The organism is Stenotrophomonas sp. YJH_SMC_46 (assembly GCF_059370315.1).
The window spans coordinates 767,116-789,567 of sequence record NZ_JCAFTO010000001.1 but is presented as its reverse complement, the minus strand read 5'-3'; the positions used below and the strand labels follow the sequence as shown (position 1 = coordinate 789,567).

The 22,452-nt window shown below is 67.4% G+C and carries 24 protein-coding genes; 8 read left to right on the top strand and 16 right to left on the bottom strand.

All coding sequences use genetic code 11. The annotated features are described in order from the left end of the window. Nucleotides 1–70: 70 nt before the first annotated feature. The 11 genes from AC5P8C_RS03665 to ccmA all read right to left on the bottom strand — a co-directional run bounded on the left by AC5P8C_RS03665 (nt 71) and on the right by ccmA (nt 8,593). A complete protein-coding gene (locus AC5P8C_RS03665) occupies nt 71–415 on the bottom strand; it encodes a DUF1294 domain-containing protein (RefSeq protein WP_019660483.1) in 345 nt (114 codons plus the stop codon). After that, complete coding sequence (metX, locus tag AC5P8C_RS03660) at nt 416–1,528, bottom strand: homoserine O-acetyltransferase MetX (protein WP_019660482.1); 1,113 nt, start codon at nt 1,526–1,528, stop codon at nt 416–418. A gap of 180 nt (nt 1,529–1,708) precedes the next feature. After that, nucleotides 1,709–2,698, bottom strand: a complete 990-nt coding sequence (locus AC5P8C_RS03655; protein WP_495218347.1) for a tetratricopeptide repeat protein — start codon at nt 2,696–2,698, stop codon at nt 1,709–1,711. Continuing rightward, nucleotides 2,692–3,141 (bottom strand): cytochrome c-type biogenesis protein, encoded by a 450-nt coding sequence (locus tag AC5P8C_RS03650; RefSeq protein ID WP_495218346.1) that lies wholly within the window; start codon nt 3,139–3,141, stop codon nt 2,692–2,694. Before AC5P8C_RS03650 ends, AC5P8C_RS03655 begins: the two co-directional genes overlap by 7 nt. 4 nt (nt 3,142–3,145) lie before the next feature. Beyond that, entirely contained in the window at nt 3,146–3,763 is a 618-nt protein-coding gene (locus tag AC5P8C_RS03645) for a DsbE family thiol:disulfide interchange protein (protein WP_180832187.1), read from the bottom strand. An 8-nt stretch (nt 3,764–3,771) separates the two neighbouring features. After that, the gene (locus AC5P8C_RS03640; protein WP_134729933.1) at nt 3,772–5,691 is read right to left on the bottom strand and encodes a heme lyase CcmF/NrfE family subunit; all 1,920 of its coding nucleotides are present in this window, start codon (nt 5,689–5,691) and stop codon (nt 3,772–3,774) included. Further along, entirely contained in the window at nt 5,692–6,153 is a 462-nt protein-coding gene (ccmE, locus tag AC5P8C_RS03635; RefSeq protein WP_019660477.1) for a cytochrome c maturation protein CcmE, read from the bottom strand. Beyond that, the gene (ccmD, locus tag AC5P8C_RS03630) at nt 6,150–6,338 is read right to left on the bottom strand and encodes a heme exporter protein CcmD (protein ID WP_019660476.1); all 189 of its coding nucleotides are present in this window, start codon (nt 6,336–6,338) and stop codon (nt 6,150–6,152) included. The genes ccmE and ccmD overlap by 4 nt, the downstream gene beginning before the upstream one ends. Beyond that, nucleotides 6,335–7,105, bottom strand: coding sequence for a heme ABC transporter permease CcmC (gene ccmC / locus AC5P8C_RS03625; protein ID WP_019660475.1), 771 nt, complete (start codon nt 7,103–7,105; stop codon nt 6,335–6,337). The genes ccmD and ccmC overlap by 4 nt, the downstream gene beginning before the upstream one ends. Nucleotides 7,106–7,148: 43 nt before the next feature. Further along, entirely contained in the window at nt 7,149–7,844 is a 696-nt protein-coding gene (ccmB, locus tag AC5P8C_RS03620; RefSeq protein WP_006456616.1) for a heme exporter protein CcmB, read from the bottom strand. Then, on the bottom strand, nt 7,841–8,593 hold the full coding sequence (ccmA, locus tag AC5P8C_RS03615) for a heme ABC exporter ATP-binding protein CcmA (RefSeq protein ID WP_425605135.1): 753 nt from the start codon (nt 8,591–8,593) through the stop codon (nt 7,841–7,843). Before ccmA ends, ccmB begins: the two co-directional genes overlap by 4 nt. A 56-nt stretch (nt 8,594–8,649) precedes the next feature. Here ccmA and AC5P8C_RS03610 point away from each other — a divergent pair, with 56 nt between their 5' ends. From AC5P8C_RS03610 to AC5P8C_RS03600, 3 genes are all read left to right on the top strand, one after another. Next, complete coding sequence (locus AC5P8C_RS03610; protein WP_495218345.1) at nt 8,650–9,798, top strand: pyridoxal phosphate-dependent aminotransferase; 1,149 nt, start codon at nt 8,650–8,652, stop codon at nt 9,796–9,798. A gap of 14 nt (nt 9,799–9,812) precedes the next feature. Next, nucleotides 9,813–10,619 (top strand): amidohydrolase, encoded by an 807-nt coding sequence (locus AC5P8C_RS03605; protein ID WP_019660472.1) that lies wholly within the window; start codon nt 9,813–9,815, stop codon nt 10,617–10,619. A 103-nt stretch (nt 10,620–10,722) separates the two neighbouring features. Beyond that, a complete protein-coding gene (locus AC5P8C_RS03600; protein WP_111097849.1) occupies nt 10,723–11,157 on the top strand; it encodes a hypothetical protein in 435 nt (144 codons plus the stop codon). On the opposite strand, the gene AC5P8C_RS03595 is transcribed toward AC5P8C_RS03600, so the two are convergent. Next, entirely contained in the window at nt 11,144–11,437 is a 294-nt protein-coding gene (locus tag AC5P8C_RS03595; RefSeq protein ID WP_111097848.1) for a hypothetical protein, read from the bottom strand. The genes AC5P8C_RS03600 and AC5P8C_RS03595 overlap by 14 nt on opposite strands. Before the next feature lie 95 nt (nt 11,438–11,532). Next, entirely contained in the window at nt 11,533–12,660 is a 1,128-nt protein-coding gene (locus AC5P8C_RS03590; protein WP_495218344.1) for an MFS transporter, read from the bottom strand. 90 nt (nt 12,661–12,750) lie between these two features. Between AC5P8C_RS03590 and AC5P8C_RS03585 the strand changes: the two genes are divergently transcribed. Continuing rightward, a complete protein-coding gene (locus AC5P8C_RS03585; RefSeq protein WP_233653943.1) occupies nt 12,751–13,539 on the top strand; it encodes an AraC family transcriptional regulator in 789 nt (262 codons plus the stop codon). 115 nt (nt 13,540–13,654) lie between these two features. On the opposite strand, the gene AC5P8C_RS03580 is transcribed toward AC5P8C_RS03585, so the two are convergent. Genes AC5P8C_RS03580 through AC5P8C_RS03570 form a run of 3 tightly spaced genes read right to left on the bottom strand, consistent with a single transcriptional unit; the run spans nt 13,655 to nt 17,070 of the window. Beyond that, a complete protein-coding gene (locus AC5P8C_RS03580; RefSeq protein WP_021203003.1) occupies nt 13,655–15,289 on the bottom strand; it encodes a pseudouridine synthase in 1,635 nt (544 codons plus the stop codon). Then, nucleotides 15,282–16,151, bottom strand: coding sequence for an SMC-Scp complex subunit ScpB (gene scpB / locus AC5P8C_RS03575; protein WP_019660466.1), 870 nt, complete (start codon nt 16,149–16,151; stop codon nt 15,282–15,284). Before scpB ends, AC5P8C_RS03580 begins: the two co-directional genes overlap by 8 nt. Before the next feature lie 13 nt (nt 16,152–16,164). Next, nucleotides 16,165–17,070, bottom strand: a complete 906-nt coding sequence (locus AC5P8C_RS03570) for a segregation and condensation protein A (RefSeq protein WP_019660465.1) — start codon at nt 17,068–17,070, stop codon at nt 16,165–16,167. A 373-nt stretch (nt 17,071–17,443) separates the two neighbouring features. Between AC5P8C_RS03570 and AC5P8C_RS03565 the strand changes: the two genes are divergently transcribed. From AC5P8C_RS03565 to AC5P8C_RS03550, 4 genes are all read left to right on the top strand, one after another. Further along, nucleotides 17,444–17,743 carry a YciI family protein gene (locus AC5P8C_RS03565; protein WP_495218392.1) on the top strand — a complete coding sequence of 100 codons (300 nt, stop codon included), beginning with the start codon at nt 17,444–17,446 and terminating at the stop codon, nt 17,741–17,743. A 20-nt stretch (nt 17,744–17,763) separates the two neighbouring features. After that, a complete protein-coding gene (locus AC5P8C_RS03560) occupies nt 17,764–18,015 on the top strand; it encodes a BolA family protein (RefSeq protein ID WP_032953611.1) in 252 nt (83 codons plus the stop codon). Between the two features lie 149 nt (nt 18,016–18,164). After that, nucleotides 18,165–19,202 (top strand): LacI family DNA-binding transcriptional regulator, encoded by a 1,038-nt coding sequence (locus tag AC5P8C_RS03555; RefSeq protein WP_019660462.1) that lies wholly within the window; start codon nt 18,165–18,167, stop codon nt 19,200–19,202. 76 nt (nt 19,203–19,278) lie between these two features. Continuing rightward, a complete protein-coding gene (locus tag AC5P8C_RS03550) occupies nt 19,279–22,335 on the top strand; it encodes a TonB-dependent receptor (protein WP_019660461.1) in 3,057 nt (1,018 codons plus the stop codon). Nucleotides 22,336–22,452 lie beyond the last annotated feature (117 nt).

Below are 22,452 nucleotides of genomic sequence, written 5' to 3'. Positions count from 1 at the left end.
ACTGTAGAGCCGAGCCCATGCTCGGCTGCCTCTGTACGGAGCCGAGCATGGGCTCGCCTCTACAGGTTGGCTATCGCGAAAACTCGCGCAGCATCACCGCGATCGAGGCCACGTTGGCCAGCACGCACAGCCAGAACACCCATTGGAACGCGGCCTTGCGGTGCTTGTGGCGGAACATCGCCTGGCCCAGCAGTGCGCCGGGCCAACCACCGGCAAAGGCCAGCAGCTGCAGGGTGCGCTCGGGAATACGCCACTGCTTTCGCTGCGCCGCGCGCTTGTCATGGCCATAGAGGCCGAACGACACCGCACTGGCCAGCAGGCACCAGCCGCCCAGCCACAGCGGCAGCACGCCGCTGATCATCAGCGCGATCAACGCGCCGAACGCGGCCAGTGCGAGGTTACGCCGCCACGCCACTTACAATGCGTCGAGGAAGCCGCGCACGGCCGGGCCGAAACGCTCGAAATCGACGAGGAAGGCGTCATGGCCCTGCGGTGACTCCAATCCGATGAAATGGGCGTCAGCGCCTCCGGCACGCAGGCCATCGGCGACCTGTTGCTGCTGCTGCACCGGGAACAGGATGTCGGTGTTGGCGCCGATGGCCAGCGCCTTCTCCACCCGGATCTTCGCGAGCCCGGCCAGCACATCGCCATCGGCGTACTCGGCCAGGTCGAACCAGTCCATCGAGCGGCTCAGGTACAGATAGCAGTTCGGATCGAAGAAACGCACGAAGCGCCGTGCGTGGCCTTCCAGATAGCTTTCCACCTGGAACTCCAGGCCGAACGGATCGTCGTCGGTCTGGTCCGAATCCAGCCGCACGCGGCCGAAGCGGCCATCCCACTCCAGCGCCGAGCGGTAGGTGATCACGCCCAGCTTGCGCGCCATGCGCATGCCGGACTCGGGATACGCGTCGTCGTCGTAGTGGCCGCCATTCCAGCGGGGGTCAAGGCGGATTGCCTCGCGCTGCAGCGAGCGGATCGCGATCGAGAACGGCAACGCCTGCGCGCTGCCGGAAATGTTGACGTGGCTGCGCGCGATGCCCGGATGCAGCATCAGGATGGCAAGGGCCGTCATACCGCCCATCGAGTTGCCGACCACGCAGGCCAGCTGCCCGATGCCCAGCGCACGCACGACTTCGATCGCGGCGCGAGCGCCGTCCTCGATGGACAGTTCGGGGAAGTCCAGGCGGTAGGGCTCACCGTTGGCCGGGTTGAGCGAAGCCGGGCCGGTCGAGCCCTTGCAGCTGCCCAGCGAATTCACGCACACCACGAACCAGCGGTTGGTATCGATGGGTTTGTCGGGGCCAACCATCGCTTCCCACCAGCCCGGTGCCGGATTGGCCTCGTTGGCCGCCGCATGCGCATCCGGCGACAGGCCGGTCACGATCAGGATCGCATTGCTGGCGTCAGTCGCCAGCGTTCCCCAGGTCTCGTAGGCCACCCGTGCACCATGCAGGGCGCCACCGCGCTTGAACGGGAAGGGCGAGGGCAGGGCGTGGAAGCGGGTGCCGGGCGGGATGAATTCGGTCATGCACGCATTCTAGCGGGGCGGCCTGTGGAGCTGGCGACACGCTGGTTTCCAGCAGCGGGTGGACGCGGACCGGACCGTCGTATCCACGCATGGCGTGGATCTGCTGTAGAGCCGAGCCGATGCTCGGCTGGCGGGCGCCGGCAACCCAATCGCAGCCGAGCGTGGGCTCGGCTCTACAAGTCAGGGAAACCGCAGCTCAACCACGCCGTCATGCGGCAGCGTCACCCGCACCACGTCGCTTTGCAGGTCGCCCTCGCTGCGATTGGCGCTGCCGGTGCGCGAGATGCGTGCCAGCACTTCCACTTCGCGATGGGCCGACAGCGGTGCGGTTGGCATCGGACTGTCACCGTCGCCCAGCCCGACCGTGTCCGGGAATCCGCTCAGCGGCAGCTTGCGAGCGGCCACCGGCATCGGCGGGCCGCCGACGGCACGGGCCAGCACGAACACCCGGGTGCTGGCGGGCCACTCGTCGTTGTTCAGTGCCGGCAGCTGCACGCGCACCTGCAGCAGCGCCGGTGGCGCCGCAACGCCAGCATCGGGCGCATGGCCGGCGGCCTCGCGGGCAATCGCGATCTGCGCCTGCAGCGCCTGCGCGGCACCCGGTTCCAGTCGCGGCAGCAGGCCGCTCCACACATCCGCGGCCTCGGCATTCCTTCCGCGTTGGCGCAGGGCGATGCCCAGCAGCCAGCTGGCGCGCTCGGCGTCAGGGGCCTGTGTACGTGCCTGCTGCAACCAGGCCATCGCGGTGTCATCGAACTGCTTGCCGGCATCAGCCTGCGCGCGCGCCTGCGCGGCTTCCACCAGCACACCAGGATCATCCGGTGCCAATTCGGCGGCCTTCGCGAAGGCGTCTGCCGCAGCTGAGGCATTGCCCAGTTCTGCCTGCGAACGCCCGAGCAATGCCCAGCCATCGGCACGCTGAGGGTCGCGCTTCAGTGCATCCTGCAGGGCCTGCACGCCATCGCGCAGGGTGGCTACCGACGGCGTCGGCTGTAACTGTGCTGCACGCGGATCACCGACCAGCAGGTACAGGCAGGCACCGGCCACGCCCAGTGCGAACACGCCGACCACGAAACCGCGACGACCGTGGTGGCGCAACGGCCACAGCACCAGTGCTGCCATCAGCGCAGCAACCAGGCCGGCCAGCACCGGCAGCCAATGGTTCACCATTCGTCTCCTTCATCGGCCTTGCCGGCCGGCGCCGCGCCGACGGTGCGTCCACGTCGGCGGACGATGCCCAGCACCACCAGTGCACCGGCGCCGAGCATCAGCAGAGGCCCACCCCACAGCAGCCAGGTGCCCGGCTGCAGCGGCGGTTGATAGAGCACGAAGTCGCCATAGCGGGCGACCAGGAACTGCTTGATCTGTGCGTCGTCGTGGCCCTGCTGCATCAACTGCAGCACCTCCCGGCGCAGGTCCTGGGCGATCTGCGCGTTGGAGTCGGCCAGCGACTGGTTCTGGCACTGCACGCAGCGCAGCTGCGCGGCCAGGTCATGGAAGCGGCGTTCCTCGGCACCATCGCGGAACTGCAGCGGCTGCGGATCGTGCAGCGGCTGCTGGGCCAGCGCGGCCAGCGGCAGCATCAGGAGCAGCAGCGCCAGCAGCCAGCGCATCGGCTCAGGGCGCCGTATGCAGGGTGTTGCCGGCACTGCCCTGGGCCTTCTCGATCTTCTCCAGTGCCGGGATCAGCTTCTCGTCGACCACGCGCTGGGTCATCGCTCCGCTGTACTTCCAGCGTACGATGCCACTGCCATCAACCAGGAAGGTTTCTGGCGCAGCGGTCACGCCCCAGTCGATCGCGGTGCGGCCCTCGACGTCGCTGAGCACCACCATGAACGGGTTGCCCAGCTGCTCCAGCCAGTGCAGCGCGTCCTTCGGATCATCCTTCCAGTTGTAGCCGATCACGCGCACGCGCTTGCTTTCCGCGAAGCGGGTCAGCACCGGGTGTTCCTCGCGGCAGGCCGCGCACCAGCTGCCCCATACGTTCAGCAGGTAGGGCGCACCGCGCAGGTCGTCGCTGTGCACGATCATCTCCGGATCGTGCAGCACCGGGAGCGCGAACGCGGGTGCCGGCTTGTCGATCAGCGCAGACGGCAGCACGTCGCGCTGCGGGTCACCCGATTTCATCACCCCGTAGATCATCAGCCCGAGCAGGCCGAAGAAGAACAGCACGCCGATCACGATGGCTACCGGCGGCAGCGGGCGGGAGGGGCGCGGGGCAGGGGACTCGGACATGGAAACTCCTACGGACGACGGAAACGGCGGTCGGCGGCGGCGATGAATCCGCCCAGGGCCATCAACAGCGCGCCCAGCCAGATCCAGCGCACGAACGGCTTGATGTGCACCCGTACCGCCCATGCATTGTTGCCCAGCGGCTCGCCCAATGCCACGTAGACATCGCCGTCGAAGCGTGCATCGATGCCGGCCTCGGTCATCACCTGGCCGCCGCTGGCGTACTGGCGCTTCTCCGGGTGCAGCAGGGCCAGTTCGCGGCCGTCGCGGAACACCCGCAGGTGACCGCGGTCGGCGATGAAATTGGGGCCTTCGCGATGGTCCACGCCCTCGAAGCGCACTTCGTAGCGACCGACCACCAGATGCTGGCCCGGTGCCAGCGCCACTTCACGCTGCACGTTCAGCGCTTCGACCAGCAGCGCGCCAGCCAGGAACACGGCGATGCCGGCGTGGGCGACGATCATGCCGAGCATCTCGGCGGTGAAGCGGCCATTGCCGCGCAGGCGCTGCCAGACGAAGCGTGCGGTGCCGAGTGCGACCCAGGCCGCAGCGGCGACGCCGATGCCGGCCTTCCAGCCGTTCTGCGGCGCCTGCCACCAGGCCAGCGCGCCCAGCAGCACGGCCAGCCCCAGCCATGGCGCCAGCAGCGCGAATGCACGCGAAGTTTGGTCGCGCTGCCACTTCACCAGCGGGCCGAACGGCAGCAGCAGGATCATCGGCGCCATCAGCAGCAGGAACAGACTGCCGAAGTAGGGCGGGCCGACCGAGATCTTGCCCAGCGACAGCGCATCGGCCAGCAGCGGGTACAGCGTGCCCAGCAGGACCATCGCGCAGGCGGTGGCCAGCAGCAGGTTGTTGGCCAGCAGCAGGGTCTCGCGCGAGGTGGCGGTAAAGCCACGGCGCGGATCGTCGGCGTCCACGCTCAGCTGGCTGGCGCGCAGCGCGTACAGCAGCAGGCTGCCACCGACCAGCACCGACAGGAACACCAGGATGAACAGGCCACGCGACGGATCGGCGGCGAACGAATGCACGCTGGTCAGCACGCCCGAGCGCACCAGGAAGGTGCCCAGCAGCGAAAGCGCGAAGGCCGCGATCGCCAGCAGCAGGGTCCAGCTGCCGAACGTGCCGCGCTTTTCAGTGACGGCCTGCGAATGGATCAGTGCCGCACCGACCAGCCATGGCATGAAGCTGGCGTTCTCCACCGGGTCCCAGAACCACCAGCCACCCCAGCCCAGCTCGTAGTAGGCCCACCAGCTGCCCAGCGCGATGCCAAGAGTCAGGAAGCCCCAGGCGACGTTGGTCCACGGCCGCGTCCAGCGCAGCCAGCGCGCATCGACGCGGCCTTCCAGCAGCGCGGCCACCGCGAACGCGAACGGCACCGCGAAACCCACGTAACCGATGTACAGCATCGGCGGATGGATGATCAGCCCCGGGTCCTGCAGCAGCGGGTTGAGGTCGCGGCCTTCCAGCGGCGCCGGGTTCAGGCGCAGGAACGGATTGGAGGTGAAGATCAGGAAGGCGAGAAAGCCGACGCTGACAATGCCCATCACCGCCAGTACGCGCGCCTGCACCGGTGCTGGCAGGTGCCGCGAGAACAGCGCCACCGCGCCGGTCCACAATGCCAGCACCAGCGCCCACATCAGCAGCGAGCCCTCATGCGCACCCCACACCGCCGAATAGCGGTAGATCATCGGCAGCAGCGAATTGGAGTTCTCGGCCACGTAGCGCACCGAGAAATCCTGCTGCACGAACGCGGCGGTCAGCACCGCGAACGCGCCGGCCAACAGCAGCAGCTGCGCGAAGGCGGCAGGCCGCGCCACTGCCATCCATGCCGCGTTGTTGCGATGCGCACCGACCAGCGGCAGGCCGGCCTGCAGCAGCGAGGCCAGCAACGCACACAACAGCAGGATCTGACCCAGTTCGGGCAGCACTCAGCGCACCTCGGGGGCCGTCACCGGCACGTCGTGCCTGCGATGGGCATCGCCCATCTTGTCGGCCACTTCCTTCGGCACGTACTTCTCATCGTGCTTGGCCAGCACTTCGTCGGCGACGAAGACACCGTCCTGCAGGCGGCCACTGGCGACCACCGCGGTGCCTTCGGCGAACATGTCCGGCAGGATCCGCGAGGTGGTCACCGCCAGCTGTGCATCGCCGTCGGTCACTTCGAAGCGCGCCTCCAGCGAGCCGACCGGGCGGTTGAAGGAGCCCTTCACCACCATGCCGCCCAAGCGGAAGCGCGACTGCGCATCGACATCGCCGCGCAGCACTTCCGAAGGGGTGTACAGGTAGGCGATGTTGCGCTCCAGTGCCATCGCCACCAGCGCGGTGGCCAGGCCGGAGGCGAGCAGTGCCAGCAGTACCCAGGCCAGGCGGCGGCGTTGTACCGGCGTCATCGTTCCAGCTCCGTCGACAGCGGCGTCGCTGCGTCCTGCCTGCCCGCCCGGGTCTGCTGGCGTTGCTGGCGGGCCAGTGCCAGCCGGCGTGCCACGCGCAGTCGCAGCCACGAACCGATGGCATCGGCGCCGAGCACCAGTACGAACACGGCGTAGGCGCCGATCACATAGGGAAGGTGGGTCATGGCTGGGCCTCCGGGACAGGGCGTTCGGCACCGACACGTCCACCGACCCAGGCCTTGCCGGCCTCGCGGTCGAGATTGTCAGAGCGCGCCTTGGCCAGCACCGAACCGGCAAACCAGAACTTGGTGCCGATCACCATCCACCACAGCGGCGCGATCATCGCGCTGCTGATCGCCGATTCACCGAACACGTTGATGGACTGGCGCTGGTGCAGGCCGCCCCACCAGTCCACCGAATAGCGGATCACTGGCAGCAGGCTGACACCGACGATGGCCAGCAGGCCGGCCGCGCGTGCGGCGCTGCGGCGGTCCTCGATGGCGTGGTACAGGCCGATCACGCCCAGGTACAGGAACAGCAGCACCAGCTCGCTGGTCATGCGCGGGTCCCAGTCCCACCAGGTGCCCCAGGTGCCCTTGCCCCAGATGCTGCCGGTCAGCAGGGTGATCAGGGTGAAACCGGCGCCCATCGGCGCGCAGGCCATGGCCAGGATCTCGCAGACCTTGATCCGCCAGATCAGCGCGATGGCCGCGTACAGCGCCATCAGTGCGAACACGAACAGGCTCATCCAGGCACTGGGGACGTGGATGTAGAGGATGCGGAAACTGTCCAGCTGCTTGGCTTCCGGCGGAACCACCAGCAGCGCCTGCCACATGCCGACCAGCAGCACCGGCACTGCGGCGAGGTAGAACACCCGCGACCAGCGGGCGGCGAAACGGTCGAACGTGGGAGGCGAACCGAGTTGGTGGAACCAGCGGACAATCGGATTCATGCGTGGCGGCTATCCAGCAGGGGTGGATTGGCTCTCAGCTCGGTCAACTCAGAGAAATACGTATTGCAGCAGCAGTGGCCAGCGGAGCCAGCACCAGCGCGACCAGCAGGCCAGCGCCCAGCATCAGCAGCGCACCGACCGGATCCTGCCCGCGCCCGGCTGCCGCCAGGCTGCCTGCGCCGAACACCAGCACGGGCACGTACAGCGGCAACGACAGCAACGCCACGAGAATACCAGAGCGCCGGATGCCGACGGTCAGTGCAGCGACCACGCCACCGATCAGGCTCAGCAACGGCGTTCCCAGCAGCAACGATGCCAGCAACATCGGCAGCTGGTCATGCGGCAGATGCAGCATTTCGGCCAGCAGCGGGCTGACCACGATCAACGGCAGGGCGGTGGTGGCCCAGTGCAGCAGCACGCGTACCAGCACCAGCCAGGCCAGCGGCACCGGCGCCAGCAGCCATTGTTCCAACGAGCCGTCTTCGGCATCGGAACGGAACAGCGAATCCAGCGACAGCTGTCCCGCCAGCAGCACGGCCAGCCACAGCACCGCGCCGGCGGTGGCGGCCAGCAGCTGTGGCTCGCGGCCCTGCGCCAGCGCGAACAGCACCACCACCAGCACCGCGAACAGCAGCGGTTGCAGCGCGTCGCCGCGGCGGCGCCAGAGCAGGCGCAGGTCGCGCTTGAGCAGGGCGCCTGCGGTCTGCCACAGGCCCGGTTCGGTACCCGGCGCGATCATGCGGCACCGCCGAGGTCGAGCTGGCGGGTACGCACCGGCGGTGCGGCATAGGCGCCGTGGGTGGTGACCAGCGCAGCGCCACCGGCGCGCAGGTGCGCCGAAATCATCCGGTTGACCAGGGTGATGCCCTCCAGGTCGAGGTTGGCATAGGGCTCGTCCAGCAGCCACAGCGGCGCCGGCGACAGCCAGATGCGCGCCAGTGCCAGCCGCCGCTTCTGCCCGGCCGACAGGTGGCGTACCAGAGTGTCCTCGTAACCGGCCAGGCCGACGATGGCCAGCGCGTTGCCGGGCATCTGCCGCACGCGGCGGCCGTGCAGGCCACACAGGAAGTGCAGGTTCTCCAGCGTACCGAGGTCCGGCTTCAGCGCCGGCAGGTGGCTGAGATAGGCGACATAGCGCGCACGCTCGGCGTTGCTGGCGGGCTTGCCGTCGATCCGCACCTGGCCGGCGCCGGGCCGGGCCAGGCCGGCCAGCACGCGCAGCAGGGTGGTCTTGCCGGCGCCATTGCCACCCTGCACCAGCAGTGCCTCGCCGGCGTCCACATGGAAGTCCAGCGGGCCGAACACCGGCTCGTCATTGCGGGAGAAGCTCAGGCCGCTGGCGGCCAGCAATGCAGGGGTGTTCAAGGGGCAGGGGTCTTCATGCCGGAGTGCGATGGCAATTGTAGCGGTGAATTCACATGGTAGTGCCGGCCGCTGGCCGGCAATTTCGCCATCTGCCAGCCGAGGTTGCCGGTCAGCGGCCGGCACTACCGACGTGCGGATTGCGTAAACTCGGGGGCCCTTGTTCTCCACAGTCCAGGCCGATGCAACCCACCACCAAGCTGCCCAAGGTCGGTACCACGATCTTCACCGTGATGTCCCAGCTCGCTGCCGAACATGGCGCGGTCAACCTGGGCCAGGGGTTCCCGGACTTTTCCGCGCCGCAGCGCCTGATCGATGAGACCGCCAGGGCGATGGCGGCCGGCCTCAACCAGTATCCGCCGATGACCGGCGTGGCGCCGCTGCGCCAGGCCATCGCACAGAAGTCGCTGGACCTGTACGGCGCCACCATTGATCCGGACACCGAAATCACCGTCACCAGTGGCGCCACCGAGGCCATCTTCAATGCCATCCACGCGGTGGTGCGCGCCGGCGAGGAAGTCATCGTGCTCGACCCGGCCTATGACTGCTACGAGCCGGCGATCGAGCTTGCCGGTGCCAAGGCCGTGCACGTGCCGCTGGACCCGCAGACCTTCGCTGTGGACTGGGACCGCGTGCGCGCGGCAATCACCCCGCGCACCCGCATGCTGATGGTCAACACCCCGCACAATCCGTCCGGTGCGATGCTGGACGAGGCTGACATGCAGGCGCTGGCCGCGCTGCTGCGCGGCACGCAGATCTACCTGGTCTCCGATGAGGTGTACGAGCACATCATCTACGACGGTCGCCGCCATGAGTCGGCGCTGCGCCATCCCGAACTGCGCGAGCGCACCTTCGTCATTTCCAGCTTCGGCAAGACCTACCACTGCACTGGCTGGAAGATCGGCTACGCCGTGGCGCCGCCATTGCTGACCGCTGAATTCCGCAAGGTGCACCAGTACAACACGTTCACCAGCTTCGGCCCGGCCCAGTACGGCTTCGCCGCGATGATCCGCGACGAACCCCAACACCACCTGGAACTGGGCGCGTTCTACCAGGCCAAGCGCGACCGTTTCCGCGAGCAGCTGACCGGTACCCGCCTGAAGGCGCTGCCGGTCCCGGGCGGCTACTTCCAGCTGGTCGACTACTCGGCCATCAGCGACCTGCCGGACCATGAGTTCGTGAAGTGGCTGACCATCGAGAAGGGCGTGACCGCCATCCCGCTGTCGCCGTTCTACGAGACGCCGCCGGCCGGCCAGCGCCTGGTGCGCCTGTGCTTTGCGAAGAATGAAGCAACGATGGACGCGGCGATCGAACGCCTGCGCCTGCTCTGAGCGGAGGCGTGAACATGCAGGACCTGCGCATTTCCCTCGTCCAGGGTGACACCCGCTGGCACGATCCGGTCGGCAACCGCGCCTACTACGGCGCGCTGCTCGCACCGCTGGCCGGCACCACCGACCTGGTGATCCTGCCGGAGACCTTCACCAGTGGCTTCTCCAATGACGCCATTGCCCAGGCCGAAGGCATGGACGGCCCGACCGTGGCCTGGGCGCGCGAACAGGCCCGGGCCCTGGGTGCGGCGGTGATCGGCAGCGTGCAGCTGCGCGACGGCGAGGGCGTGTACAACCGCCTGCTGTTCGCCACCCCCGATGGCAACCTGCAGTACTACGACAAGCGCCACCTGTTCCGTTACGGCGGCGAGCACGAGCGCTATGCCGCTGGCCGTGAGCGCCTGAGCGTGGAATGGAAGGGCTGGCGGATCAATCCGCAGGTCTGCTACGACCTGCGCTTCCCGGTGTTCTGCCGCAACCGCTACAACGTCGAACGCCCGCAGCAGCTGGATTTCGACCTGCAGATCTTCGTGGCCAACTGGCCGTCGGCGCGCGCCTATGCGTGGAAAACCCTGCTGCGTGCGCGCGCGATCGAGAACCTGTGCTTCGTGGCGGCGGTAAACCGCGTCGGCGTGGACGGCAACCAGCTGCACTACGCCGGCGACAGCGCGGTGATCGACTTCCTCGGCCAGCCGCAGGTGGAGATCCGCGAACGCGAACAGGTGGTGACCACCACCATTTCGGCCGAAGCACTGGCCGCGCATCGTGCGCGCTTCCCGGCGATGCTCGATGCCGATGCCTTTCGCCTGGACGAACAGGCCTGAGCCACGGCCTGAACACCGCCGCACCAGCGCGCGCGCCTGCATCCAATCTGCACGCGCGCGCTGCTAGATTCGCCGGCAGTCCGACCGAACTGGAAGTGCCGCCATGAACAAGCCTCTCGCCCTGCTGCTGGCCCTGTCTGCTGCAACGCTGGCCCCAGCTGCACACGCCGCCGGCAATCTCGATTGCCAGCTGCGCTACAACCTGTCCGGTTGGTCGCTGATCTACAAGACCGCTTCCGGCACCGGCACGGTCACCTGCGCCAATGGCGCCAGCATGCCGGTGCGTATCGAAGTGAAGGGCGGGGGCCTGACCGTGGGCAAGTCGAAGATCACCAATGGGCGTGGCAGCTTCACCGGTGCGGTCAGCGTCAACGAACTGCTGGGTACCTACGCGTCGGTGGGTGCGCATGCGGGTGCGGTGAAATCCAGCAACGCGCAGGTGATGACCAAGGGCGACATCTCGCTGGCCCTGTCCGGTACCGGCAAGGGCTGGGACCTGGGCGTGGACGGCGCCGCCTTCACCATCAGCCGGCGCTGAGGCGCGTCGGCTGGGCAGTTCCCCAGCTGATGCGGATGTAGTGCTGTTCGGAATCGCTCAACAGCCGTTCGACATCGAAACCATTTTTCAGCAATTGTGCGACCGCGTCTTCGACGAGCTGCTCGCTGGCCATTACCTGGCTGAAGCCGAACACGATGTAGCGACGGCCATTTTCCGAGGCGGCCTGGATGGCGTTGTCGAGGTCGCGGTAGAACAGTTCGATCGGGCGCTTGGCGGCGTCAGCGTTGGCGCGGGCCTGTTCGGCGGTGATGGTGATCATGGGCATCGGTCTTGTGTGGGACAGCGCGCACGATAGCCAGCGAATCAAAGCCGTTCCCGGAAGCCGCGCACAGTGCGCTGTTTTTGCAGCAATTCCTAGGTCGCAGCGGGACGCCGCCGCTGCAGCCAGAAGGCCAGCAGGCCACACACGATGAGCGTCGGGGCCAGCAGCTGCACTGCACCGACCAACGCCATTGCCGCACCGATCAACAGGTAGTAGAGCAGGCCGAACAGTGCGCCTGCACTGCCAAGACAATGTGGGTAGCCGCGCAGGGCCTGGCCCAGCACATTGGGAATGGCAAGGCCGAAGCCCGTCACCACCGGCACCATCGTCGCGACCACGGCAGGGTGATCATGCAGCAGCGCAGCCAGCAGGCCTCCCGTCAGAACCAGGCCTGCGGCGGTGCGGATGCGCGTGGCCGCGGCAACGCCGGCACGCAACAGGCGGCCATTGCCCCATGCACCCAGTGCCGAGCCCAGTGCCAGCAACGCGCCGCTGGCGCCGAACCAGGCGGCGGGCCAGTGCAGGCGCGCAAATACGAAAGGACCGAGCGCGTACCAGCTGTACATCGCTACGTTGAAAGCCATCACCAGCAATGCGTGTGACCAGATCCAGCGATCGCACAGCAGTTGCCGCAGCAGCGGCAGCATGGGCGTGTGCGGGATATGTGCAGGGCGGCTTTCGCGCAGGCCAGCCAGGCATGCGACTGCCAGCACGGCAGCGGTCAGCAGCAGGCCGGACTGTACGCCGACATAGCCATGGACGGCGACCAGCAGCGTGCCCAGTGCAAGGCCGATGGCCGGGCTCAGGGCCAGGGCCATGCCGATCCAGGAGAATGCCTGCGCCAACGCGGGTCCCTGCAGGTGGTCGCGCAGCACGGTCTGGGTGACCACCGAAGCGGCGGCGGCGCCAACCGCGGCCAGCGCTTGGGCCAGCAACACCTGGCCGAAGCTACCAGCGAGCAGGCCGCCCAGTGCAGCCACGGCAAAGACGCCCAAGCCACATAGAAGGGCCGGGCGACGACCGATACGATCGGCCAGGCGCCCCCACAGCAGCACGCCTGCAGCGAAGCCGAACAGATACAGGCTCATGGCCTGGCTGGCGGTACCCGGCGGCAGGGCGAAGCGTTTGGCCAGATCGGCCAGGGCCGGGCTGTACAGGGTCTGTGCCAACTGCGGAAACATCAGCAGTGCAATGGTGAGCAACAACAGGCGGCGCGACATGCGGGCGCTCCAGAAACGGGGCTGCGCATTGTGGTCGCGACTGCAATGACGCACCCTGTCTATCCTGTCATCGAATGTATGAAATCAGACATGGCCTGGTTGCAGCCGCACACGCACTTCGACGCCGATGCCTGGAGCGCTCCGGTGCTGGGGATCGCAGCCTCACTGGCGGATCACGACTCGGGTTGGCACCAGCATGCACGCGCGCAACTGCTCTACACCCGGCAGGGCTGCACGCGCCTCACCTACGGTGATCGCATCAGCCTGCTGCCGCCCGCGCGCGCCGCGTGGATTCCCGGTGGGCTACGCCATCGCGCGCAGATGCGCCAGGCGGTCGACTACCGTTCGTTGTACTTCGACGCCACCCTGTCAGCCCAGCTGCCCCGGCAACCGGCGATCATCGGCGTGGGGCCGCTGCTGCAGGCCTTGCTGGAGCCGATTGCGCAGGCGCCGTTCGACCATGACTGGCAGTCGCCGCGCGCGCACCACCAACTGGCGTTGTGCGTGCTGGAAATCGCTGCTGCACCGGTGGCGCCGATGGACCTGCCTTTGCCGCGTGATCCGCGCATTGCACGTTGCCTGCCGTTGGCCGAACAGCTGCCGCCCGAACTGCACGAACTGGCCACGCGTACCGGCCTGAGCGCGCGTACGGTTGGCCGGTTGATGCAACGCGATACAGGCATGGGCTATCAGGCCTGGCGCCAGCAATGGCGCCTGATGCGGGCCATGGAGCTGCTGTTGCTCGGTCATCGCGTCGTGCATGTGGCCCAGGACACCGGCTTCTCCGCCGAGAGCCCGTTCATCGCCTTCTTCCGCGGCATGACCGGCACCACGCCCGCCGCGTTCCAGCGCCACGCAAAAGGGGACGGAGGGGATTAAGTCGCTTTCGCCCCTTTGATACAGGCCGTGGCAAAAACGACTTAATCCCCTCCGTCCCCTTTTCAAAGAAAAACCCCGGCCGGAGCCGGGGTTTTCATTTCAGTCGTGCCGGTGATCAGCCGCCGCGCGGGCCGCTGCGGCGCGGGCCGCCCGGTCCGCGGTTGCCACCGGGGCCGCCCGGACCACGGTTCCCACCCGGGCCGCCAGGGCCGCGATTGCCGCCCGGGCCACGGTTGCCGCCGCCCGGACCACGACCGCCCGGACGCGCACCGTGCGCCGGCTTCGGGCTGCCGTAGGGGTTGAAGCCCGGCGTGGCGTGGTCGGACGGGAAGCTCGGGGCATTGCCCGGATGGCCGTACGGGTGCCTGTTGCCCTGGCCCTGCGAGCGGTTGCCGGCACCGGCCGGACGACCTTGGCCGCCTGCGCCGCCACGGCCTTCACCGCCGAAACCGCCACGGCCCTGCCCGCCACCGGCGCCTGCACCCGGACCCTTCGGCTTGCCATACGGACGGCCCTGGCCGCCTGCACCCGGACCACGGGCACCGGGGCCGCGCGCGCCCGGACCGGCGTTGCGATGGCCGCTCGGGCCGGTGCTCACGCCATCCGGCACGTACCAGGTGCGGAATGCCGCCGGATTGCCTTCCGGCAGCGAGCGATCATTCTTCGGGGCGCGCTGCTTGAACGGCTTCTGCGACTGCTTGGCTGCCGCTTCACCGCTGACCGTCAGGCCGCCCTTGAAGCCGCCACCCTTGCCGCCGCGGCCACGGCCGCGGTCTTCGCGGACGTTGTCGAAACGGCGCAGCTCGCGACCTTCGTCAGCGGTGTTGTGGCCATTGACGTAGGCATTGCCGCGGCCACCTTCGCGCACGCGCACGGTGGTCTTGGCGGCGCGACGCTGGCCGATCACCGGCTGCAGGGTCAGCGCCGACGGCGCGCCTTCTTCCAGCTTCAGCTGCGCACGCAGGGCTTCAACCTGGGCGGTGCCCAGTTCCACCGAATGGCCACGGGCCAGTTCGCGCGGCAGGCTCACCTTGCCGTAGCGGGTGCGCTTCAGGCGGCTGACCTGGCAGCCCTGCGATTCCCACAGGCGGCGCACTTCGCGGTTGCGGCCTTCCTTCACCACGACGCGGAACCAGTCGTGCGAATCGGTGCCGCCGATGCGTTCGATCTCATCGAACTTGGCCGGACCGTCCTCCAGCGCGACGCCACGGCTGAGGCGATCGACGATGGCGTCGGAGACCTTTTCCTCGCCTTCCGGTGCACGCACGCGCACCACGTACTCGCGCTCGACCTCGAACGACGGGTGCATCATGGCGTTGGCCAGTTCACCGTCGGTGGTGGCCAGCAGCAGGCCGGTGGTGTTGATGTCCAGGCGGCCGATCGCGATCCAGCGCGCGCCCTTCAGCGGCGGCAGCGATTCGAACACGGTCGGGCGGCCTTCGGGATCTTCGCGGGTGGTCACTTCGCCTTCAGGCTTGTTGTAGACCAGCACGCGCGACGGTTCGGACAGGGCGGTGGCGACGAAGCCGCGACCGTCCAGTTCGATCCTGTCGCCGCTCTTGACCGACATGCCGGTCTGCGCGACTTCACCGTTGACCTTGACCAGGCCCTCGGCGATGCGCTGTTCCAGCGCACGGCGCGAGCCGAGGCCGGCCTGGGCCAGCACTTTGTGCAGGCGCTCTTCCAGCTTGAACTGTTCGGAGGTGGCTTCGCGCTTCAGCGAGAGCTTGTTACGGGGGGTGTCACTCATCAGTTTTGCTCCGGCCGACGGTTTCGAGGTCGGCCTCTGGTTCGGAATCGGCTTGGTCAACAGCCACGGTCGTCATCGCGACGGCGTTGTCTTCGCGTTCGTTCAGGGGCACCGCGCGCTCGCCCGGCGCGGAATCGGGGTGCCCATCATCGAGGGGCGAAGGTGCTTGCTCATCGGTGGCCGACGCAGGCGCTGCATCGGCGGAATCGGGGGTGTCACTGCCGGCCAGGCCGGCGTCGTCGTTGGCGGCAGCGCCGTCGGCCGAGACGTCCGGACCGTCGGCGCCGGCAACGGCCGGAGCATCGCGGTCCAGCGCCAGCTGCGGTTCCAGCTCGCCCAAGTCCTTCAGTTCCGACAGCGGCGGCAGTTCGTCCAGCCGCTTCAGCCCGAAGTAGTCCAGGAAGCCCTTGGTGGTGCCGAACAGTGCCGGCTTGCCGGGCACGTCGCGGTGGCCGACCACGCGGATCCATTCGCGTTCTTCCAGTGCCTGGATGATGTTGCTGCTGACCGCCACGCCGCGCACCTGTTCGATCTCGCCGCGGGTGATCGGCTGCCGGTAGGCGATCAGCGCCAGGGTTTCCAGGGTGGCACGGGTGTAGCGGGTCTTGCGTTCCGTCCACAGCCGGCTGATCCAGCCATGCACTTCGCTGGTGACCTGGTAGCGGAAGCCCGAAGCGACCTCGACCAGTTCCACGCCGCGTCCTTCGCAGGCCTCGCGCAGCCGTTCCAGCGCACGTTCGATGCTGCCTGGCGGTGCGGGCTCATCTTCCGGGAACAGGTCCTTCAGCTGGGCCAGGGTGAGCGGCTGGCTGGAGGCCAGCAGGGCACCCTCGACAATGCGGTCGATCAGCGATTGGTCCATCGGCACTCAGCGCTCACTCATTGGCATTGGCGGCGTCGTTGTCGTCAAACTCGCTGCTGAACTGCAGCGGGGCGTTGGTGTTGCCGGCCGCCAGCGACTTGACGTAGATCGGCGCCAGCGGTTCTTCCTGGACGATGTCCAGCAGCTGTTCCTTGGCCAGCTCCAGCACCGCCAGGAACGTGACCAGCACGCCCAGCTTGCCTTCTTCGGCCGTGAACAGCCCTTCGAAGCGATAGAACCTGCCGTCTTCCAGGCGGCCGAGTACCTCGCCCATGCGTTGCCGCACGCTCAGTGCCTCGCGCTTGATGGCGTGGCCGCTGAACAGCTCGGCGCGCTTGAGCACGTCGTGCAAAGCCAGCAGCATTTCCTTCAGGTCCACCGGCGGCGGCAGCTTCACCGTGGCGCGTTCGGGCATGAAGGCATGCGCCACCGTGGTGTCGCGGTCCTGACGGGGCAGGGCGTCGATGTCCTCGGCGGCCTGCTTGAAACGTTCGTACTCCTGCAGCCGGCGCACCAGCTCGGCGCGCGGGTCGGCCTCATCGCCTTCCTCGCTGACCGGGCGCGGCAACAGCATCCGCGACTTCACCTCGGCCAGGATCGCGGCCATCACCAGGTACTCGGCCGCCAGCTCGAAGCGCAGCTCGCGCATCACAGTGATGTATTCCACGTACTGCCGGGTGATCTCGGCGACGGGGATGTCCAGTACATCCAGGTTCTGGCGGCGGATCAGGTACAGCAGCAGGTCCAGCGGGCCTTCGAAGGCGTCCAGGATGACTTCCAGCGCGTCCGGCGGGATGTACAGGTCCTGCGGGATCTGCAGGACCGGTTGCCCATGCACCACGGCCAGCGGCATTTCCTGCTGCTGGGGGGCGGGCGGCCGGGTTGGCGGGTTCGCGTCAAGCGCGAGTTCGGAAGTCATCTAATGGACATCAGGATTGCAACGGACCAGTCGCGGCACCGGGTTCGCCGGGCCAACGCCACGGCGCCCCAGGGCACCAGACACGCCGGGATCGGCGCGATTCCACACATATCAAACAGCAGGACGCGCCGCAGGAGACGGCAGCGACAGAACTACGGGGAGGTCGTCTACGTGGCCCGGCCGGATGGTCCGGTTTGAAGCAGCGGGACGGTCGTCGGGGGCTGCGTTGGCCGCAAAACCGACGGGCTGCTGCATCCACCACGTGCAATGGAGTCTAGGGTAAGCCTTTGTCGCGCCAGTGTCCAGCCGGGCCGGGGCAGGGAGCGCATTGGCTAGAATCTGCGCACCCGACAAAGCAAGCGAGGAAATGCCGGTGTGGTATGTGATCGAAGGGCATGACGGCCAGGATGTGCTGGCGCAGCGGCTGCAGGCGCGGCCGGAACACCTGGCGCGCCTGAATGCGCTGCGCGACGAGGGGCGCCTGCTGCTGGCCGGGCCGTGCCCGGCGGTGGACAGCGAGGACCCGGGTCCGGCCGGCTTCAGTGGGTCGCTGGTGATTGCACAGTTCGAGTCGCTGCCACAGGCACAGGCCTGGGCCGATGCCGACCCGTACGTCGCCGCCGGCGTATACACCCATGTGCAGGTGCGGCCGTTCCGCAAGGTCCTGCCGTGAACGCGGAGCGGATCGAGCGGATGCGTGACGCACTGCAGCAGGCGCTGGCCCCCAGCGTGCTGGAAATCGAAGACGACAGCCATCGTCACGCCGGTCATGCCGGTGCACGCGATGGCCGCGGCCATTTCAACGTGCATGTGGTCAGTGAGCGCTTCGCCGGGCTGGGTCCGCTGGCCCGGCACCGCGCGGTCTATGCCGCGCTGGGGTCGATGATGGAGACCGATATCCACGCGTTGTCCATCCGCGCGCAGACCCCGTCAGAACAGGGCTGAGCCCTTGTCCCACGCTGTCCTGGCGGGTCCTTCATGGGCCTCGCCACGGACAGGTTTTCATGTCCATTTCGGGACATTCGCCTAACGGACTGTTTACAAGCCCAGATGGAAACGCTTACATTCCGCGCCAATGCTGGTAGGTCCAAGCCGTGGAGGGCGGCTTCGTGAACAAGGCAGCTATCACAATCAAAGACGTCGCACGCGAAGCCCGGGTCTCCGTGGCCACGGTTTCCCGCGCGCTCAACGGGCATGAAAATGTCGCCGAACCGGTCCGCCAGCTTGTGCTGGAGGTGGCCGCACGGTTGCGTTACACCCCGCACGCCGCCGCCCGCAGCCTGAGCAGCCGCCGCACCAATACGGTGGGCGTGGTGCTGCCTGACCTGTACGGCGAATTCTTCTCCGAGTTGATGCGCGGCATCGACGGCGTGGCCCGCAACCGCCGCCAGCACCTGCTGGTGTCCAGCTACCACGGCGACCAGGAACAGCAGGGCGCGGCCCTGCGTGCCATGCGCGGCCGCGTCGACGGCCTGCTTGTGCTCTCGCCCTACGCCGAGAGCCCGGGCTTCCTGACCGACAACCTGCCGCAGTCGCTGCCGACGGTGTTGATCAATACCTATCTGCCCGGGCAGGACCACCCGGTGCTGAGCATCGATGACCACGCAGGTGCGATGGCGATGACCCGCCACCTGCTGGACGCCGGCCACCGTCGCATCGCTTTCATTTCTGGCCCGGATCTCAACTTCGACGCGCGCGAGCGCCTGCGCGGCTTCCGTGACGCGCTGGTGGCTTTTGGCGGTGGCGCCGAAGGCATCGAGTTGCCCGGTGATTTCGACGAAGCTTCCGGCCATCGTGCCGGTCAGGAGTTGCTGGCAGCCGGAGCGCTGCCCGATGCCGTATTCGCCGCCAACGACATGATGGCCCTGGGGTGCCTGTATGCATTCACCCAGGCCGGCGTCCGTGTGCCCGCCGATGTTGCCCTGGCGGGTTTCGATGACATTCCACTGGCGCGTTTCGTCCACCCGTCGCTGACCACCATGCAGGTCAGCATCGCCGAGCTCGGCGACCGGGCCATGACGCGTCTGATGCAGTTGATGGACGGCACCTCCACGGATGGGGCAGGGGACAAGCAGACCCTGGTTCCCCGCTTGATTGTTCGCGATTCCACCACTCCGCCATCCGGCCGTTGAAGCCAGAGGCGTTCCTTCTTTTTTGATTGATCGCAGGGACCGCGCAAGCGGTTACCGCCACCCGGAGATTGAGTTGATGATGCATACCACCTTCCGCATGCCGGCGCGCCGGCTGCTGAGCACCGCACTGGTCAGCTGCCTGATGCTGGCTGCCGCCCCCAACGTCATGGCGCAGTCGGCCAACGCCAGCCTGCGCGGCCAGGTTGCCGGCGCCCAGGCAGGCACCGAAGTGACCGCCACCAACGTGGCCACCGGTACCGTCCGCCGTGGCACCATCCGCGCCGACGGCAGCTACTCGCTGATGGGCCTGGATCCGGGCACCTACAACGTGGTCGCCAACGGCCAGACCCAGAAGGTCACCGTCACCGTGGCCTCGACCGCGACGCTGAACTTTGCCGGTGCCGCCAGCAGCACCCCGGGTTCGACCGCGGCCACCAACCTGGACACCGTCAACGTTGTTGCACCGACCCTGCTGCAGGAAGTGCGCACCTCCGAAGTCGGCAAGACCGTCAGCCTGCAGCAGATCCAGACCACCCCGCAGGTATCGCGCAACTTCCTGGAGTTCGCCGACGCGGTGCCGGGCCTGATCTTCACCCGCGACGCCAAGGGCAACACCTCGCTGCGCGGCGGCGCCACCAATGCCGATGGCACCAACGTGTACATCGACGGCGTGGGCCAGAAGAGCTACGTCAAGGGCGGCGGCGTGGCCGGCCAGTCCGGCAGCGCCGGCAACCCGTTCCCGCAGCTGGCCATCGGCGAATACAAGGTCATCAGCGGCAACTACAAGGCCGAGTATGGCCAGGTGTCGAGCGCCGCGGTGACGGCTGCAACCAAGTCCGGCACCAATGAGTTCAAGGGTGAGGCGTTCTACCGCTACACCGATGAAGACATGCGTGCCAAGACCCCGGCCGAGCGCCAGGGTGGCAAGGAGAAGATGGTCTCGGCCGAGAAGGAATACGGCTTCGCCCTGGGCGGCCCGATCATCCAGGACAAGGCGCACTTCTTCGTGACCTACGAAGCCAAGCGCTTCGACCTGCCGGTCACCATCGCGCCGGATGGCGCGGTCACCGGCGCTGCCGGCCTGCTGCCGCCGGCCGGCGCCGCCGGCCTTGGCCCGGCCAGCCAGCCGTTCCAGCAGGACCTGATCTTCGGCAAGATCGACTTCGAGCCGACCGACAACGATCGCATCGAGCTGACCTTCCAGGACCGCGACGAAACCCAGTCGCAGTTCAGTGGCCAGACCTCGCCGGAAGCCGGCCGTGAAGTGGTCAACACCGACCGTCGTTACGCCCTGCGCTGGAACCACAGCGGTGAGCGCTACTACAACGAGTTGATGGTCACCCACGAAGACTCGTTCAACAACCCGACCCCGCTGACGCTGGCCAACGGCATCACCTACACCGCACCGGACGGCCCCGAAGACCGCACCATCGTGAAGATCGGTGGCGCCTCGGCACTGGATTCGCAGGTGAAGGGCCAGAAGGGCTGGTCGATCGAAGACAACCTGACCCTGGATGGCATCCAGTGGGCCGGTGACCACACCATCAAGATGGGCGTGAAGTACAAGGCGATCGATCTGTACGCATCCGATGCGGCACAGATCAACCCGACCTTCACCTACTCGCTGGGCGATCCGGACTTCCCCGATTCGATTCCGTACAAGGCGCAGTTCGTCAAGCCGGTGACCGGCGTGTCCGGCGTGTCCGGCGAAGTGCGTTCGAAGTCCAAGCAGTACGGCGTGTTCATCCAGGACGACTGGCAGGTCAACGACCACCTGCAGCTGAACATCGGCCTGCGCTGGGACTACGAAAAGACCCCGTCCTACCTGGACTTCGTGACCCCGCAGCAGGTGGTCGACGCCATCTATTCGCAGGATCCGCGCGCCCCCGCCGGCCAGACCTATGCCGATTCGCTGGCACTGGGCGGCCTGGACATCAGCGACTACATCAGCAACGGCCACAACCGCAAGGCATTCAAGGATGCCTGGCAGCCGCGCCTGGGCTTCTCGTATGACATCAATGCCGACGAGCAGCACGTGATCCACGGTGGTGCCGGCCGTTCCTACGACCGTGACCTGTTCGACAACCTGCAGCTGGAAACCACCAAGCTGGCCCTGCCGCAGCCGACCATCTACTTCCGCAACCCGGCCACTGGCGCCTGCATCAACGGCCAGGCCGCCTGCTATGACTGGAACCCGAACCTGCTCAACGGCATCGGCAACCTGCAGGCACTGGTCGGCGCGACCAGCAATGCCGGGCTGGAGGTTGACCTGCTGAACAACAAGCTGAAGGCGCCGTACTCCGATCAGTTCAGCCTGGGCATGAGCAACCAGATCGGCGACTGGCTGACCGATGCCACCATCGCTCGTACCCTGAGCTACGACGGCTTCGCCTTCACCCTGGGCAACCGCTACCCGACCGGCCAGTTCTTCGATGATCCGCGCCTGTGCGGCGGCACCTCCGCAGGCCTGAGCCAGGCCTGGAGCTGCAACGTGCCGGGCTTCGGCAGCCTGATCATCGGCCAGCAGGGCATCAAGACCCGCGCCACCCAGGTCCTGTTGTCGGCACAGAAGCCGTTCACCAAGGAAAGCGGCTGGGGCACCTCGATCGCCTATACCTGGACCACTGCGCGCCACAACCGCGACATCAACGAGAAGTACGCCTTTGATCGCGGCCTGATCGGTGACTACCCGACCATCCGCTCCAACGGCGCGCCGCGCCACCGCCTGGTGGTGACCGGTTCCTACGCGGGCTTCTGGGGCATCACTTTCGGCGGCAAGATCACCCTGGCCACCCCGACCGCGGTCAACGACTGGTACCCGGTGATGCAGGCCAGCGGCTACACCCTGCCGACTCCGCAGGCGGCCGTGCCCAACGCCACCGGCAAATTCCTGGTGGGTGGCAAGATCTTCGGCTACCGTTCGGTCGACCTGCAGGCGACGAAGACGTTCAAGCTGGCGGGCAACACCGAACTGTACGCCCGCCTGGACATCATCAACGTGTTCAACTTCGACAACTTCTCCACCTACAACTACGTCAAGACCAACGGCAAGCTGCAGGCCAGCTACAACGAGACCGGCGACATCATCGGTACTCCGCGCCAGGTCAAGGCCGAAGTGGGCTTCCGCTTCTAAGCCCGGGCGGTGATGCATGACCCGATGCCGCCGGCTCGCTGGCGGCATCGGTGAAAACGGCAATGGCCGGCCCTGTGCCGGTCCATTGCCCACGCCGCTGCCGGCCAAGGGGCAGCG

Coding starts and splice junctions, on each gene's coding strand:
- metX (WP_019660482.1), bottom strand. CDS start 1,528: ATGACCGAATTCATCCCGCCCGGCACCCGCTTCCACGCCCTGCCCTCG.
- AC5P8C_RS03655 (WP_495218347.1), bottom strand. CDS start 2,698: ATGGTGAACCATTGGCTGCCGGTGCTGGCCGGCCTGGTTGCTGCGCTG.
- AC5P8C_RS03650 (WP_495218346.1), bottom strand. CDS start 3,141: ATGCGCTGGCTGCTGGCGCTGCTGCTCCTGATGCTGCCGCTGGCCGCG.
- AC5P8C_RS03645 (WP_180832187.1), bottom strand. CDS start 3,763: ATGTCCGAGTCCCCTGCCCCGCGCCCCTCCCGCCCGCTGCCGCCGGTA.
- ccmE (WP_019660477.1), bottom strand. CDS start 6,153: ATGACGCCGGTACAACGCCGCCGCCTGGCCTGGGTACTGCTGGCACTG.
- ccmD (WP_019660476.1), bottom strand. CDS start 6,338: ATGACCCACCTTCCCTATGTGATCGGCGCCTACGCCGTGTTCGTACTG.
- ccmC (WP_019660475.1), bottom strand. CDS start 7,105: ATGAATCCGATTGTCCGCTGGTTCCACCAACTCGGTTCGCCTCCCACG.
- ccmB (WP_006456616.1), bottom strand. CDS start 7,844: ATGATCGCGCCGGGTACCGAACCGGGCCTGTGGCAGACCGCAGGCGCC.
- AC5P8C_RS03610 (WP_495218345.1), top strand. CDS start 8,650: ATGCAACCCACCACCAAGCTGCCCAAGGTCGGTACCACGATCTTCACC.
- AC5P8C_RS03605 (WP_019660472.1), top strand. CDS start 9,813: ATGCAGGACCTGCGCATTTCCCTCGTCCAGGGTGACACCCGCTGGCAC.
- AC5P8C_RS03600 (WP_111097849.1), top strand. CDS start 10,723: ATGAACAAGCCTCTCGCCCTGCTGCTGGCCCTGTCTGCTGCAACGCTG.
- AC5P8C_RS03595 (WP_111097848.1), bottom strand. CDS start 11,437: ATGATCACCATCACCGCCGAACAGGCCCGCGCCAACGCTGACGCCGCC.
- AC5P8C_RS03590 (WP_495218344.1), bottom strand. CDS start 12,660: ATGTCGCGCCGCCTGTTGTTGCTCACCATTGCACTGCTGATGTTTCCG.
- AC5P8C_RS03585 (WP_233653943.1), top strand. CDS start 12,751: ATGGCCTGGTTGCAGCCGCACACGCACTTCGACGCCGATGCCTGGAGC.
- AC5P8C_RS03580 (WP_021203003.1), bottom strand. CDS start 15,289: ATGAGTGACACCCCCCGTAACAAGCTCTCGCTGAAGCGCGAAGCCACC.
- scpB (WP_019660466.1), bottom strand. CDS start 16,151: ATGGACCAATCGCTGATCGACCGCATTGTCGAGGGTGCCCTGCTGGCC.
- AC5P8C_RS03570 (WP_019660465.1), bottom strand. CDS start 17,070: ATGACTTCCGAACTCGCGCTTGACGCGAACCCGCCAACCCGGCCGCCC.
- AC5P8C_RS03560 (WP_032953611.1), top strand. CDS start 17,764: ATGCGTGACGCACTGCAGCAGGCGCTGGCCCCCAGCGTGCTGGAAATC.
- AC5P8C_RS03550 (WP_019660461.1), top strand. CDS start 19,279: ATGATGCATACCACCTTCCGCATGCCGGCGCGCCGGCTGCTGAGCACC.